Origin of the sequence: Leclercia adecarboxylata (genome assembly GCF_006874705.1) — a bacterium.
GTDB lineage: Bacteria > Pseudomonadota > Gammaproteobacteria > Enterobacterales > Enterobacteriaceae > Enterobacter > Enterobacter adecarboxylatus_C.
Genome location: NZ_CP035382.1, coordinates 1,119,159 through 1,134,462 on the forward strand (window position 1 = coordinate 1,119,159; position 15,304 = coordinate 1,134,462).

The window sequence follows — 15,304 nt, forward strand, 5'->3', positions numbered from 1 at the left end:
TGGATGTCCAATGAAGGAGGAAAAATGGCAAACCAAACCGTAATCAAGCTTCAGGACGGCAACGTAATGCCCCAGTTGGGGCTCGGCGTATGGAAAGCCGGTAACGACGAGGTCGTGTCCGCCATTCATAAAGCACTGGAAGTCGGCTATCGCTCCATTGATACCGCGGCCGCCTACAAAAATGAGGACGGCGTGGGCAAAGCGCTGGCCAGCGCCGGTGTGTCACGCGATGAGTTATTCATCACCACCAAGCTGTGGAACAACGACCAGAAGCGCCCTGCAGAAGCGCTCCAGGAGAGCCTGGACAAGCTGCAACTCGATTTCGTCGATCTCTACTTGATGCACTGGCCGGTACCGGCGATCGATCACTATGTCGACGCCTGGAAAGGGATGATTGAGCTGCAGAAAGAAGGGCTGGTGAAGAGCATCGGAGTCTGTAATTTCCAGGTTCACCATCTGCAGCGCCTGATTGATGAGACGGGCGTGGCCCCTGTCATCAACCAGATTGAACTGCACCCGCTGATGCAGCAGCGTCAACTCCACTCCTGGAATGCGACCCACAAGATCCAGACCGAATCCTGGAGCCCGCTGGCACAGGGCGGCGAAGGGGTGTTCGATCAGAAAATCATCCGCGATCTCGCCGATAAGTACGGCAAAACCCCGGCACAGATTGTCATTCGCTGGCATCTGGACTGCGGCCTGGTGGTGATCCCGAAATCCGTCACCCCGTCGCGCATCGCGGAAAACTTCAAGGTGTGGGATTTCCGTCTGGATAAAGATGAGCTGGGTGAAATTGCGAAGCTGGATAAAGGCAAGCGTTTAGGGCCGGATCCGGATCAGTTTGGCGGATAAATAAAAAACCCCGGCGAGCCGGGGTTTTATTTTATGCTTTGCGTTTTACGGGTTTCTTCGCGGTTGCCCCCGCGTTCGAACGCTGATGCACAATCGGCGTGTGCTTGGTCAACGCCGGGCGGGTATGACGATTCTGGCGACGCGCTTCGCGCATCTCATCCAGCGTTGGCGCAGGCACCAGGCAGTCGCGACGTGAGCCGATCAGGTGCTTTTTACCCATCTCTTCCAGCGCCTGGCGGATCAGCGGCCAGTTAGCCGGATCGTGATAGCGCAGCAGGGCTTTATGCAGGCGACGCTGTTTGTCCCCCTTCGGCACCACCACATCCTCACTCTTATACCCAATCTTACTCAGCGGGTTCTTGCCGGTGTAATACATGGTGGTGGAGTTCGCCAGCGGTGACGGATAGAAGTTCTGCACCTGATCCAGACGGAAGCGGCGCTGCTTCAGCCACAGGGCCAGATTCACCATGTCCTCATCACGCGTACCGGGGTGGGCGGAGATGAAGTACGGGATCAGGTACTGCTCTTTCCCGGCCTGTTTGGAGTAAGTGTCGAACAGCTCTTTGAAGCGGTCATAGCTGCCCATCCCCGGCTTCATCATCTTCGACAGCGGGCCTTCTTCGGTATGCTCAGGAGCAATCTTCAGGTAGCCGCCCACGTGGTGGGTCGCCAGCTCTTTGATGTAGCGTGGATCTTCCACGGCGATGTCGTAACGCACGCCGGAAGCGATGAGGATCTTCTTGATGCCTTTCAGGTCGCGGGCGCGACGATACAGGTTAATCGTCGGCTCATGGTTGGTGTCCATGTGCTCGCAAATGCACGGATAGACGCAGGAGAGACGACGGCAGGTCTGTTCCGCACGCGGCGACTTACAGCGCAGCATATACATGTTGGCGGTCGGGCCACCCAGATCGGAGATCACGCCGGTAAAACCCGGAACCGTGTCGCGAATGGCTTCGATCTCGTTGACAATCGACTCTTCGGAACGGCTCTGGATGATGCGCCCTTCGTGCTCGGTAATGGAGCAGAAGGAGCAGCCGCCGAAGCAGCCGCGCATGATATTGATCGAGAAGCGGATCATCTCATACGCCGGAATGCGGCTGTCGCCGTATGAAGGGTGCGGCACGCGCTTGTACGGCAGGGCAAAGACGCTGTCCATCTCTTCGGTGGAGAGCGGGATCGCCGGCGGGTTGACCCAGATATAACGCTCGCCGTGCTTTTGCATCAGCGCACGGGCACAGCCCGGGTTAGTTTCATGGTGCAGAATGCGCGACGCATGCGCGTAGAGCACTTTGTCAGCTTTGACTTTCTCAAAGGATGGCAGCAGCACGTAGGTCTTTTCCCACGGCTTTGGACGCGGCGGCTGAACGGTGATCGCTTTGGCTTCGGCTTTCTTCGGCTCAACAGGCTTGTTATCGGCACAGGGCAGATCTTCGCCGTACGGGTGCGGGATCGGGTCGATTTTGCCCGGCATATCGATGATGCGTGAATCCACCCCGCTCCAGCCCGGCAGCGCCTCTTTCACCATGATCGCGGTGTTGCGCACGTCGCGGATGTTGCCTACCGGCTCGCCCTGCGACAGACGGTGCGCCACCTCCACCAGCGGACGCTCGCCGTTGCCGAAGATGAGCATGTCGGCTTTGGAGTCCACCAGCACCGAACGGCGTACGGTATCAGACCAGTAGTCGTAATGGGCGGTACGGCGCAGGCTCGCCTCGATGCCACCCAGGATGACCGGCACGTCTTTCCATGCTTCTTTGCAGCGTTGGGTGTACACGAGAGTGGCGCGGTCCGGACGCTTGCCCGCCACGTTATCCGCGGTGTAGGCATCGTCGTGACGCAGTTTGCGATCGGCGGTGTAGCGGTTGATCATCGAGTCCATATTGCCCGCGGTGACGCCGAAGAACAGGTTCGGTTTACCGAGGCGCATAAAGTCCTCTTTGCTGTTCCAGTCCGGCTGGGCAATGATCCCGACGCGGAAGCCCTGGGCTTCAAGCATACGACCGCAGATCGCCATGCCAAAGCTCGGGTGATCGACATAGGCATCGCCGGTCACCAGAATAATGTCGCAGCTGTCCCAGCCAAGTTGGTCCATCTCTTCACGAGACATCGGCAGGAACGGCGCCGGTCCAAAGCAGGCCGCCCAGTACTGGGGCCAGGAGAAGAGGTCACGATCCGGCTGGATCAGGGAAATTGCGCTCATAATGCTTCCGAAGAAAAAATAGACAAAAGGAGCGGGATTATACGCTGGATCAATGTGGGAAATGAAGGAGTATTGTGCGGGGATGTTAATGCCCGGTGGCGCTGCGCTTACCGGGCCTACGGGCCTGCAGGCCGGGTCAGGCGAAGCCGCCACCCGGCAAGATTTACGGTGCCGGATTGATTAACATTTGCCCCACCGAGCCCCTGTCCATCATCTCCAGCGTCTGGCTGTGGAACAGGAACGGGAAGTGCGGCCAGGAGGGCTGACCGTAATAGACCAGCAGTTCGACCTGCCCGTCGACCCAGACGGTATCTTTCCAGCCCCGGTCTTCCGGGAACGGCATGGCGCCGTTGACGTTGCGCACCATGAACTTCACCCCTTCGATATGGAATGACTGCGGCATATCGGCGCGCACCGTCCAGCGCTCCCAGGTGCCCTGCTGGGCGGTGATATCAATGCGGTTCACATCCCACAGCTGGCCGTTGATGCCCGGATCGTCACCGAGGCTGATATCCCGGGTGCGCACCGGCGTCCCGCTCAGGACCTCGTCCGGCAGCAGGCGCATCGGCAGGGTATCGGTCACCAGCGGTAACAGGCCGGTTGGACGCAGGGTCAACACCAGGGTCGAGACCAGAATGCTCGACGGTTCAAAGAAGCCGCGCAGGCGGTCAACGATGCTCGCCGCCTCGCCGCAGGTGATCGACACTTCATCGCCGTTGGTCATATCCACCAGAATTTCGCGCCGCTCGCCCGGGGCCAGCGCCAGCTGCTTCACCGGCACCGGGGCCGGTAAAAAGCCCTGATCCCCAGCAATCACGTGCAGCGCCCGGCCATCGCTCATCTGCAACTGATAGCGGCGTGAGTTGGATGCATTCAGCAGGCGCAGGCGCACCCAGCCGCGTGACACCTCTACATACGGACTCTGTGCGCCGTTCACCAGCAGCGTGTCACCAACAAAACCGCCGCTGCCCGGCTCGCTGTACTCCGGCGAACCGAAGTTATCCAGTCGCTTGTCCTGAATGATGATCGGGAAGTCATCGACCCCGTAGTGATTCGGGATCGGCAGGGATTTGCTGATCTCATCTTCCACCAGCCACATCCCCGCCAGCCCGGTGTAGACCTGCTGCGCGGTGCGGTTTGGGGTGTTGGCGTGATACCAGAGGGTGGCGGCGTTCTGGCGAACCGGCAGAACCGGCGCCCAGTCGGCGCTCGGGGACATCATGCGCGGCGCACCGCCCAGCAGCGGGCCCGGCACCTGCAGGCCGCTGATGGTCATGGCGACGTTCTCCGCCAGGCGGTTGCTGTAGATCAGTTTGACGTCATCGCCGCTCCAGACGCGCACGGTCGGGCCAAGGTAGCGTCCGTTAACGCCCCAGACGTTCGCCCGCGTCCCCTGGGTGAACGACCAGTGGGTGCGCTGCAATGTCAGGAACAGCGGCTGACCGCGGCGGGATTCAAGTAACGGCGGGATGGGCAGCGGCTGCTGCTGCCCGGCAGCGTTTGCCCTCAGCGGAACCGCACCTGCACAAAGGGCGATACCCGATGCCTGAATAAACTGACGGCGACTGAGTGACATATTAGCTCCATGTATAAACGTACTAACAACGCGGGAACTCGTTTTCCCTTTAAGCCGGCTTAAACCCTGCCAGCGGCTTCGCGCTCTGCGACTTCTTTATCGAGTTCAGCGATTTTATTCAGCATTAATTCGCGGCAGTGAGCCGCCAGCTCGCGCACCTGATCTTTGCCATATTTACTGACATCGACCGGCGGCAGCATCTCGACGATAACCAGACCGTTACGCAGGCGGTTGAGGTTAATCTTATTCGATGTGTTGGAAACACACACCGGAATAATAGGTACACCTGCCGCAATTGCGGCGTGAAACGCGCCAGTTTTGAACGGCAGCAGGCCGCGACCGCGGCTGCGGGTCCCTTCCGGGAACATCCAGATGGAGATTCTGCGCTTTTTGAAGTGGTTTACCACCTCGGCGATGGTGCCGTGCGCTTTGGCGCGGTTGTTACGGTCGATCAGCAGGTTGCCGGTCAGCCAGTAGAGCAGACCGAAGAACGGCACCCACAGCAGGCTTTTTTTGCCCACGGTAACGGTTGGCGGCTGGACGATTTTAGCCGCGGTGACCATATCGTAGTTGTTCTGATGGTTACCGATATAGATAGCGTTGCCATGTTTCTCTGCCCCTTCCGGCAGACGCGTTTCTACTTTCAGTCCAAACAGTGGCCCCAGACGGGCAAACATGTGGCCAAAAGTGGCAACGTGCTTTGGATTACGCGGGCTGAACAGGCAGTAAATACAGCCGAAAATACAGACCAGAATGCAGTAAATAACGGCAAGAATGGAACGAACAATTAATAGCATAGCGACCTCAAAAACCCCTGACAGCTGACGATTATACTGCAACTGTTCACTGGTAACTCTTTTGTTTTTATAACGGATGTTTAACGCGAGACCCCCTCCTGAACGGAGGGGGAGGTGCTCTGTTACGCTTCGTTGTTGCTCGCATTACCGCGGTTCGGAGAGTCGATCTCCACGCGGTCGATGCGTTGCAGGCCGCGCATCAACGACCCTCTGCGTCCACGTTCGCCCACCACTTTCTGCAGCTCTTCCGGGCGCAGTTTGATTTTGCGTTTACCCACGTGGATGGTCAGGGTGCTCTGCGGCGGCAGAATAAAGAGGTGCGCCAGGCTGTCTTCACCTGCGGCCGCTTCCGCCGTTGCGATGTTGATGATCTTGTTACCTTTACCTTTCGACAGCTGCGGCAGGTCACTGAGCGGGAACATCAGCATCCGGCCTGCGGCGGAGATCGCCAGCAGCATGTCGCTCTCGTCCTCAATCACCAGCGGCGTCAGGACGCGGGCGTTATCCGGCAGGCTAATCAACGCCTTGCCCGCGCGGTTACGCGACACCAGATCGTTAAAGGTACAGATAAAGCCGTAGCCCGCATCGGAGGCCAGCAGCAGCTTCTGCTCGTCGCCTTCCATCAGCATATGCTCAACCGTCGCACCCGGCGGCAGCGTCAGCTTGCCGGTCAGCGGCTCGCCCTGCCCGCGCGCCGACGGCAGCGTAATCGGATCGATGGCGTAGCTGCGCCCGGTAGTGTCGATAAAGGCCACCGGCTGGTTGCTCTTGCCCTTCACCGCAGCTTTGAAGCTGTCGCCCGCTTTGTAACTCAGACCCGGGGCGTCGATGTCGTGCCCCTTGGCGCTGCGTACCCAGCCGCTTTGCGACAGCACGATGGTCACCGGCTCGGACGGCTGCATGTCATGCTCGCTCATCGCTTTCGCTTCTTCGCGCTCGTGCAGCGGAGAGCGACGGTCGTCGCCAAAGGCGTCGGCATCCGCCTGCAGCTCTTTCTTCAGCAGGTTGTTCATCTTGCGATCGGAGGCGAGGATCGCCTGCAGCTGATCGCGCTCTTTTTCCAGCTCGTTCTGCTCGCCGCGGATCTTCATCTCTTCCAGTTTGGCGAGATGGCGCAGTTTCAACTCAAGGATCGCTTCGGCCTGAGTTTCGCTGATGCCAAAGCGCGACATCAGGGCCGGCTTCGGCTCATCCTCGGTACGAATGATCTCAATCACTTCGTCGATGTTGAGGAACGCCACCAGCAAACCTTCGAGGATATGCAGGCGCTTGAGCACTTTTTCCAGGCGATGGTTCAGACGACGGCGCACCGTATCGCGACGGAACGTCAGCCACTCGGTGAGGATCTCAAGCAGGTTTTTCACCGCCGGACGCCCGTCCAGGCCGATCATGTTCAGGTTGATACGGTAGCTTTTTTCCAGATCGGTGGTGGCGAACAGATGGTTCATCACCGGCTCCATGTCCACGCGGTTGGAACGCGGCACAATCACCAGACGGGTCGGGTTCTCGTGGTCGGATTCATCGCGCAGGTCATCCACCATCGGCAGCTTTTTATTGCGCATCTGGGAGGCGATCTGCTCCAGCACTTTCGCGCCGGAAACCTGATGCGGCAGCGCAGTGATCACCACCGCGCCGTCCTCTTTGGTCCACACCGCGCGCATGCGCACGGAGCCGCGACCGTTCTGGTAGATTTTGCGGATTTCCGCGCGGGAGGTGATGATCTCCGCTTCGGTTGGGTAGTCCGGCCCCTGGACGATATCCAGCAGCTCATCCAGCGAGGTTTTTGGCTGTTCAATCAGGGTGATGGCCGCTTTCGCCACTTCACGCAGGTTGTGCGGCGGAATATCCGTCGCCATCCCCACGGCAATACCGGTAGTGCCGTTCAGCAGAATATTCGGCAGACGCGCAGGCAGCATTTTCGGCTCCTGCATCGTACCGTCGAAGTTCGGCACCCACTCCACGGTGCCCTGGCCCAGCTCGCTGAGCAGCAGTTCGGCATATTTAGAGAGGCGGGATTCGGTGTAACGCATCGCCGCGAAGGATTTCGGATCGTCCGGCGCACCCCAGTTCCCCTGGCCGTCGACCAGCGGATAGCGGTAAGAGAACGGCTGGGCCATCAGCACCATGGCTTCATAACAGGCGCTGTCGCCGTGCGGATGGTATTTACCCAGCACGTCGCCCACGGTACGGGCGGATTTTTTAAACTTGGCGCTGGCGTTCAGACCCAGCTCAGACATCGCATAAACGATGCGGCGCTGAACGGGTTTCAGCCCATCACCGATAAACGGCAACGCCCTGTCCATGATGACGTACATGGAGTAGTTCAGGTAGGCGTTTTCCGTGAATTCATGTAGCGCGAGGCGCTCTGCCATATCGCTCATTAAATGGGATTCCTCAACTCAGAAACCGGTTGGTTTCAGGCAATATTGCCGCAGATACTACCTTATCTGGCGAGTCGAGTCACAGAGAAAAAGGGCCGCAATGGCGGCCCTTTTTCGGGTTATTTACTCAGCTTGATAACCTGTTTCACGTCGATTTCGAAATCGTTCCACTCTTTATCGACTTTACCCTGCAGCTCAACCTTATCCTGCGGGGTGACGGTCACGCCGTTCCAGCGCTTGTGGTCAATTTCGACCACCACCGTACCGCTCTCGTCGCGGAAGGTGTAGCGGTCATCGGACAAGCGCTCGGTGATGTTCCCGCGCAGTTTCACCCAGCTGTCGTCCTTCTGATCCTTGACCTTCTGCGCCGTGGTGAGGTTGGCGTCGTTATCGACAAAACCGCCCTGCTGGGTTTGCGTCTGGGTTGCCGTCGCGGATGGGCCGTTAAACCCGCCCTGAGCCGCAAAAACCGGCGCGGTGGTGATCATCATGATGGCAGCAATCGCAGCGTATTTTTTCATCTTAACTCTCCCTTTAGAGCCTGTCCCGGTAGGCGTATTTGTTGCAGACAGTTTGAACACGGACAGCGCGGAACAACCGGAGCGTACTTGAAGTACGTGAGGATTGTGAGCACTGCCCAGGTTCAAAATGGCAAATAAAATAGCCTAACGGGATAGGCTGTTGATGTTGTTTCGCAGTCCATTTAACAGGGTAAACCTTAACAACTTCTTAAGCGGAAAATTTAAATTTTTTTACTGTACAGCTGAAGGTTAGAGAGGGTTTACTGACCGCAACAGGGAGGGCACATGCGCATTTTACTGGTAGAAGACGACAAGCTGATTGGCGACGGCATTAAGGCCGGGCTGACAAAACTGGGCTTCAGCGTGGACTGGTTCACCGAGGGTGAAACCGGCAGAGCCGCGCTCTACAGCGCCCCCTATGATGCCGTGGTGCTGGATCTGACCCTACCCGGCATCGACGGGCTACAGATCCTGCGCGACTGGCGGGAACGGGGCCGCAGCGAGCCGGTGCTGATCCTGACCGCGCGGGACGCGCTCAACCAGCGCGTCGAAGGGTTGCGCCTCGGGGCCGACGATTATCTCTGCAAACCCTTTGCCCTGATCGAAGTGGCCGCCCGTCTTGAAGCGCTGGTGCGCCGCAGCCACGGCCAGGCGCGCAGCGAACTGCGCCACGGCGGCGTAACGCTCGATCCCAGCCGGCTGGTGGCCAGCCTAAATGGCGAAACCCTGGTGCTCAAGCCCAAAGAGTTCGCCCTGCTGGAGCTGTTGATGCGCAACGCGGGCCGCGTGCTGCCGCGCAAGCTGATTGAAGAGAAGCTCTATACCTGGGACGACGATGTCTCCAGCAACGCCATAGAAGTCCACGTTCACCATCTGCGCCGCAAGCTCGGCAGCGATTTTATCCGCACCGTGCACGGCATCGGTTACACCCTGGGTGACGCATGAAACTGACCCAACGCCTGAGCCTCAAGCTGCGCCTCACGCTGCTGTTCCTCGCCCTGTCGCTGACGGCGTGGTTTGCCGCCAGCCTGGTCGCCTGGCACCAGACCAGCGATAAGCTCGATAAGCTGTTCGACACCCAGCAGATGCTGTTTGCCAAACGGCTGCTGACCATGGATCTGGATGAGATCCGCGCCCCACAACGGATGCGCGAGGTGCCGAAAAAAGCGAAACACGGGCATCTGGACGACGATGCGCTGGCCTTCGCCATCTACACCCCCGACGGCAAAATGGTGCTCAACGACGGTGAAAACGGGCGCGATATTCCCTGGCACTATCGCCGGGAAGGTTTTGATAACGGCCAGCTCAACGACGATAACGACGAATGGCGATTCTTATGGCTCACCGCGCCGGACGGAAAGTACCGGGTGGTGGTCGGCCAGGAGCGGGAGTACCGCCAGGAGATGGCGCTGGACGTGGTGAGATCGCAGCTCACCCCGTGGCTGGTGGCCCTGCCGGTGATGCTGCTGCTGCTGATCGTCCTGTTGAGCCGTGAACTCTGGCCGCTGAAAAAGCTGACCCAAACCCTGCGCGCCCGCTCCCCCGATGCCACTGACCGGCTGGCGACGCATGGCGTGCCCGTTGAGGTTCGCCCCCTGGTGGACGCGCTGAATCAGCTTTTCGCCCGCACCCAGGAGATGATGGCCCGGGAGCGTCGTTTTACTTCGGATGCCGCCCACGAGCTGCGCAGCCCGTTAACCGCCCTGAAAGTGCAGACCGAAGTGGCGCAGCTGTCGCTGGACGATCCGCAGGCGCAGGCGAAAGCCCTGACCCAGCTGCATGCCGGGATCGACCGGGCATCAAGGCTGGTTGAACAGCTCCTGACGCTGTCGCGCCTGGATTCGCTGGAAAATCTGGACGATGTCGAAACCCTTAACATGGCCGATTTACTCCAGTCGGCAGTGATGGATATCTATCACCCGGCGCAGCAGGCCGGAATCGACATTCGGCTCAACATCCACGCTCCGCAGGTCACCCGCTCCGGGCAGCAATTACTTCTGAGCCTGCTGGTGCGCAACCTGCTGGACAACGCCGTGCGCTACAGCCCGCGCGGTAGCCAGGTGGAGGTGACGCTCGACGCCCACAGCGTGACCGTACGCGACACCGGCCCGGGTATTTCCCCCGACGCCCTGGCGCGGATCGGGGAGCGTTTTTATCGCCCACCCGGTCAGGATCAGACCGGCAGCGGCCTGGGTCTGTCGATTGTGAAGCGCATCGCCGCCCTGCACCGAATGACGGTTTCGCTACGCAACGGGCAGAATGGCGGATTTGAGGTCAGGATCGGCTGGTAAGGCATTATTGCTTTTTCAGCAAAAGACTTTGCACATTTTGCTAATTTCACCGCACCGCTGTCGCGCGTAGAATGGCCCTCAGACTCGCTACTCTGAGGACAACTTAATGAGCAATATCCTGATTATCAACGGCGCGAAAAAATTCGCCCACTCTAATGGCCAACTGAATGACACCCTGACCGAGGTCGCGGACGGCTTCCTGCGCGACGCCGGGCATGATGTTAAGGTCGTGCGCACCGACGGCGAGTACGATATCCAGGCCGAAGTGCAGAACTTCCTCTGGGCCGACGTCGTAATCTGGCAAATGCCTGGCTGGTGGATGGGCGCGCCATGGACCGTGAAAAAGTACATGGACGACGTCTTTACCGAAGGTCACGGCGCGCTGTATGCCAGCGACGGCCGCACCCGCTCTGATGCATCGAAGAAATACGGCTCCGGCGGCCTGATCCAGGGGAAAAAATACATGCTCTCCCTGACCTGGAACGCACCGATGGAAGCCTTCACCGAAGAAGATCAGTTCTTCCACGGCGTGGGCGTTGACGGTGTTTATCTGCCGTTCCACAAGGCTAACCAGTTCCTCGGAATGGAAGCCCTGCCGACCTTTATCACCAACGACGTGATCAAAATGCCGGATGTGCCACGCTATATCGCAGAATATCGCAAGCATCTCGCGGAAATTTTTGCTTAACTGATGGCATGTTATCAGGAGAAATGACCATGCTTACCGTTATTGCTGAAATTCGCACCCGTCCTGGGCAACATCACCGTCAGGCGGTGCTGGATCAGTTCGCAAAAATTATCCCAACCGTTTTAGAAGAGGCTGGCTGCCACGGCTACGCGCCGATGGTGGACACCGCCGCAGGCGTCAGCTTCCAGACCACCGCCCCGGACTCCATTGTGATGGTTGAGCTGTGGGAGACCGTGGCCCACCTCGAAGCCCACCTGCAAACCCCGCACATGAAAGCGTGGAGCGAGGCGGTGAAAGGTGACGTTCTGGAAACCCATATCCGTATTCTGGAGCAGGGGGTTTAACCTCCACGGTATCGCCGGGCGGCACTGCGTTTGCCCGGCCTACGGTTTTGTAGGCCCGGTAAGCGTAGCGCCACCGGGCAAAACAGAAGCCCGGTAACCTTAGGTTACCGGGCTTTTTTTATCACCTTAAAGCGCAGCTGCTATGCTTATTCCTGATTTCATTGTTATCTGGAGGAAGGAATGGGAATTTTTAACTTCGTTAAAGAAGCAGGTGAAAAGCTGTGGGATAACCTGACCGATCACAAAGGTCAAAGTGATAAAGTCTCGGAGCACCTTAAAAAGCTCAACATACCGGGTGCCGAAAAGGTGCAGGTCAACGTCAACGACGGTAAGGCCGTGGTGACGGGCGACGGGCTGACCCAGGAGCAGAAGGAGAAAATCCAGGTCGCGGTGGGGAACATCGCAGGGGTCAGCGAGGTGGAGAACACCATCACCGCCACCGACACCCAGCATGAAGCCACCTACTACACGGTAAAATCGGGCGACACCCTGAGCGCCATCTCCAAAACCGTGTATGGCGATGCGTCGAAATACAACAAAATCTTTGAAGCCAACCGCCCTATGCTCTCCAGCCCCGATAAAATTTATCCGGGGCAGACGCTGCGTATTCCTGAAGCCTGATAGCGTCGCATAGAGGGACGATAATGAAGATAGCCTGTCTGGGCTGGGGCTCGTTGATATGGAAAAGCGGCTCACTCCCCGTCGCCGGGGAGTGGAAAACCGACGGGCCGTCGCTGCCCGTCGAGTTTTGCCGGGTCAGCGACGGCGGTGAACTGGCTACCGCCATCTGTATGAATGCCCCTGCCGTACCGGTGCTCTGGGCATGGCTCAACGCGGAAACGCTGAGCGTGGCCTGTCAGGCGTTGCGCGAGCGCGAGGGGATCCCGGAGGAACGTTGTGACGGCATCGGCTCGCTGCCGATCGCCGGTCGCCACACCGGTCTGCTTTCAGAATGGGCAGTGGAGAGAGGTATCGAGGCGGTGATCTGGACCGGACTGCCGCCGAGAAGCGCCTCGCTGGAGGGCCGGGTGCCCACCGTGGACGAAGCCATTGTCTATCTGGACAGCCTGAGCGGCGAGGCCCGCCAGCACGCGCGGAACTACATCGACCAGGTGCCGGAGCAGATCGACACTCCTTACCGGCGAGTCATAAAAGAGGTGCTGGGGTGGTGACCTCACCCCAGCTTTTATTTACCAGTACAATTTCCAACTCTGGGTAAAACGCACCAGAGCTTCTACATAGAAGTAGTCCCCCCAACTGGCGCACTCATCCACGCCCTTATTGCTGGCGAGGTGATAAACCGAGTGCTTCAGCAGACCGTTGCCCTTCTCCTCTTTGCCCATCAGATAGTGCTTCGTCAGCGAGGACATTATCCCTTTCGCCCACGCCAGATAGCGCTCGCGGTCCGGGTCGGTCGCCGGCAGATGCTTCACCAGCTCCAGCAGGCCGCACACCGCAATCGCCGCCGATGACGAATCGCGCAGGGCGTCGGTGCCCACCAGAGCCAGATCCCAGTGGCAGACATGATCCTCCGGCAGGCGGTTGAGGAAGTAGTTCGCCAGCCGTTTTGACAGGGCGATCATGGTCGCGTCGCCGGTATAGATATAGCTCAGCAGGAAACCGTAAACCCCCCACGCCTGGCCGCGCGACCAGCAGGAGTCATCCGCATAGCCCTGCTGGGTGTTGCCGTAGCGCGGTGCGCCGGTAACCACGTCCATATAGTAGGTGTGGAAGGTCGAAGCATCTTCGCGGATGAGATACGTCGCGGCCTGCATCACGTGGGCTTTAGCGGCCTCGGCAAAGCGCGGATCCCCGGTCTGCTCGGTCGCCCAGTAGAGCAACGGCAGGTTCATGTTGCAGTCGATAATCATCCGCCCGGCCTGTTCCGGATCCGCCAGATCCCCCCACGCCTGGATGATCTTCGCTTTCTCGTGGAAGCGCTCCAGCAGCGCTTCGGCGGCCAGCAGCGAGAAACCGCGCGCCTCACGGCTGCCGGTCAGCCGCCAGTCCGCCACGCAGGAGAGCGTGTAGAGGAAACCGAGATCGTGGGTGTTGGTGTCGCTGCGCCCGGCGATGCGCAGGCCAAACGAGCGGGTGTGTTTCTCGGCCATGGCACGGAATTTTTCATCACCGCTCATCTCCCACGCCAGCCACAGCTGCCCGGTCCAGAAGCTGGTGGTCCACTCGACGTTGTCAGTCAGCGGGTAATACCCCTCCTTGCAGGTTTCTGCCGGAAATTTGTCGCCGAACTCCGTTAAATGACGGCTAATCAGGTCGAGGACGTGGCTGCGCGCCGAGCTTAACTCATCGCTAAAGGCGCGTTCATCCACGGGGGCGGGAATATCGGCCAGACGTTCCTCGGTGATATGACTTAACATAATTCGATTCCTTCTTTGACGGCGTAAATTAGTGGTGTTCTGCAACGTTCAGCGTTTTAGCGCCGCGCCATTTGCTCTGGCAGGCGGATAAGGTAAACGCAGAAATCAGGGTAAAGGTCAGCGCCGTAGCGCCCATGATGATATAGGTCTGCTCAAAGCCGATGCGGTCATACATATAACCGGCCGGTGAGGACACTACGACATTGCCGACGTAGAGCATCGCCTGATAGCCCAGCAGATACATGGTGGCGTTGACGCGTTTATCGAAATGCTCGGCGATATATTTAAATACCGACACCAGCAGGAGACAGATTTCCAGACCGTACAGCGGCTTGAGAACCGAAATTAACAGGTGCGAGTCGCACATCCCGGAAATAATCAGTCGCGCTCCGACAATCAGGCCGACAATCAAAAGTCCGCGTTTGGCCCCGATAAAGTTAACGAACAGCGGGATCACCATATACATGACGAACTCCATCCCAGACTGCACGGTACCCAAATAGCCAAACACCGCGTTACCCTGGTGAATATCATCGAAGAAGGTGACGAAATAGCGGGAGAACTGCTGCTCGGCGATAAACATCATCCACGCCACCCCCGCCACGTACAGGCAGAAGGCCCAGAACTTGCGGCTGCGCAACAGGGCATAGACGTCCGCCGGAGCGATTTTCTCTTTGGTCAGCACCTCACCGGCATGGGCCGAGTTGGTGTTCACTTTCAGGTTCAGCAGGACGATTAGCATAATCACCGACGCCACGCTGCCCATAATAAAGTTGTACGCCGGGGAGAGGTTAAACAGCAGGCCGGAGAACGAGGAAGCCACCGCCCAACCCAATGAACCCCACATGCGGATCTGACCAAACTCCATGCCATTAAGGCGGCTGAAACGGTCAGAATAGGATTCGCACGCCGCCACGCCCGCATACCAGGCGAAGCTTAAATAGAGCGCGCCGATAATAATCCCCAGCATGGTGTTGGACATTAACAGCGGCTGATAAACGTAAATAAAGAACGGCGCCATCAGGGCGGACATCGCCACCACAAAATAGAGCAGGTATTTGCTCATGCCGATCTTATCCAGAATATAGCCGTAGATCGGTTTCAGAATAACGGAGAAGATCCCGTTAACCGCAAATACGGTACCGATCACCGACCCGCTGAGATTGGCTTTTTGTCCGAGCCAGATCGCCAGCAGGCCAATACTCGCCGACCAGGTAAAGAAATAGAGAAAGATAAAACTGCTGATTTTGTAATATTCAGTTTTGTTATTCAT

At 58.5% G+C, this 15,304-nt stretch carries 14 protein-coding genes; 7 read left to right on the forward strand and 7 right to left on the reverse strand.

Annotated features, from left to right (window positions below):
* Positions 1 to 24 precede the first annotated feature (24 nt).
* Positions 25 to 852: a 2,5-didehydrogluconate reductase DkgA gene (dkgA, locus tag ES815_RS06270; protein WP_142487100.1), complete on the forward strand. Its 828-nt coding sequence runs from the start codon at positions 25 to 27 to the stop codon at positions 850 to 852.
* Between the two features lie 31 nt (positions 853 to 883).
* Here dkgA and ES815_RS06275 read toward each other — a convergent pair whose 3' ends face one another.
* The 5 genes from ES815_RS06275 to ES815_RS06295 all read right to left on the reverse strand — a co-directional run bounded on the left by ES815_RS06275 (position 884) and on the right by ES815_RS06295 (position 8,330).
* A complete protein-coding gene (locus ES815_RS06275) occupies positions 884 to 3,055 on the reverse strand; it encodes a YgiQ family radical SAM protein (protein WP_142487101.1) in 2,172 nt (723 codons plus the stop codon).
* A gap of 163 nt (positions 3,056 to 3,218) precedes the next feature.
* Entirely contained in the window at positions 3,219 to 4,631 is a 1,413-nt protein-coding gene (gene ftsP, locus ES815_RS06280; RefSeq protein ID WP_142487102.1) for a cell division protein FtsP, read from the reverse strand.
* A gap of 59 nt (positions 4,632 to 4,690) precedes the next feature.
* A complete protein-coding gene (plsC, locus tag ES815_RS06285; RefSeq protein ID WP_142487103.1) occupies positions 4,691 to 5,428 on the reverse strand; it encodes a 1-acylglycerol-3-phosphate O-acyltransferase in 738 nt (245 codons plus the stop codon).
* 122 nt (positions 5,429 to 5,550) lie between these two features.
* Positions 5,551 to 7,809 carry a DNA topoisomerase IV subunit A gene (parC, locus tag ES815_RS06290; RefSeq protein ID WP_142487104.1) on the reverse strand — a complete coding sequence of 753 codons (2,259 nt, stop codon included), beginning with the start codon at positions 7,807 to 7,809 and terminating at the stop codon, positions 5,551 to 5,553.
* Between the two features lie 119 nt (positions 7,810 to 7,928).
* Positions 7,929 to 8,330 (reverse strand): YgiW/YdeI family stress tolerance OB fold protein, encoded by a 402-nt coding sequence (locus ES815_RS06295; protein ID WP_142487105.1) that lies wholly within the window; start codon positions 8,328 to 8,330, stop codon positions 7,929 to 7,931.
* A 285-nt stretch (positions 8,331 to 8,615) separates the two neighbouring features.
* Between ES815_RS06295 and qseB the strand changes: the two genes are divergently transcribed.
* The 6 genes from qseB (at position 8,616) to ES815_RS06325 (ending at position 12,825) form a co-directional block, all read left to right on the forward strand.
* On the forward strand, positions 8,616 to 9,275 hold the full coding sequence (gene qseB / locus ES815_RS06300; protein WP_142487106.1) for a quorum sensing response regulator transcription factor QseB: 660 nt from the start codon (positions 8,616 to 8,618) through the stop codon (positions 9,273 to 9,275).
* Positions 9,272 to 10,621, forward strand: coding sequence for a quorum sensing histidine kinase QseC (gene qseC, locus ES815_RS06305; protein ID WP_142487107.1), 1,350 nt, complete (start codon positions 9,272 to 9,274; stop codon positions 10,619 to 10,621). Before qseB ends, qseC begins: the two co-directional genes overlap by 4 nt.
* Before the next feature lie 106 nt (positions 10,622 to 10,727).
* Positions 10,728 to 11,309, forward strand: coding sequence for an NAD(P)H-dependent oxidoreductase (locus ES815_RS06310; protein ID WP_032614156.1), 582 nt, complete (start codon positions 10,728 to 10,730; stop codon positions 11,307 to 11,309).
* A gap of 29 nt (positions 11,310 to 11,338) precedes the next feature.
* Positions 11,339 to 11,653: a putative quinol monooxygenase gene (locus tag ES815_RS06315; protein ID WP_142487108.1), complete on the forward strand. Its 315-nt coding sequence runs from the start codon at positions 11,339 to 11,341 to the stop codon at positions 11,651 to 11,653.
* 180 nt (positions 11,654 to 11,833) lie between these two features.
* Positions 11,834 to 12,274: a peptidoglycan-binding protein LysM gene (gene lysM, locus ES815_RS06320; protein ID WP_142487109.1), complete on the forward strand. Its 441-nt coding sequence runs from the start codon at positions 11,834 to 11,836 to the stop codon at positions 12,272 to 12,274.
* 23 nt (positions 12,275 to 12,297) lie between these two features.
* On the forward strand, positions 12,298 to 12,825 hold the full coding sequence (locus tag ES815_RS06325) for a hypothetical protein (protein ID WP_142487110.1): 528 nt from the start codon (positions 12,298 to 12,300) through the stop codon (positions 12,823 to 12,825).
* Between the two features lie 18 nt (positions 12,826 to 12,843).
* On the opposite strand, the gene ES815_RS06330 is transcribed toward ES815_RS06325, so the two are convergent.
* Entirely contained in the window at positions 12,844 to 14,031 is a 1,188-nt protein-coding gene (locus tag ES815_RS06330; RefSeq protein ID WP_142487111.1) for a glycoside hydrolase family 88 protein, read from the reverse strand.
* Between the two features lie 28 nt (positions 14,032 to 14,059).
* The gene (locus ES815_RS06335) at positions 14,060 to 15,304 is read right to left on the reverse strand and encodes an oligosaccharide MFS transporter (RefSeq protein ID WP_185902391.1); all 1,245 of its coding nucleotides are present in this window, start codon (positions 15,302 to 15,304) and stop codon (positions 14,060 to 14,062) included.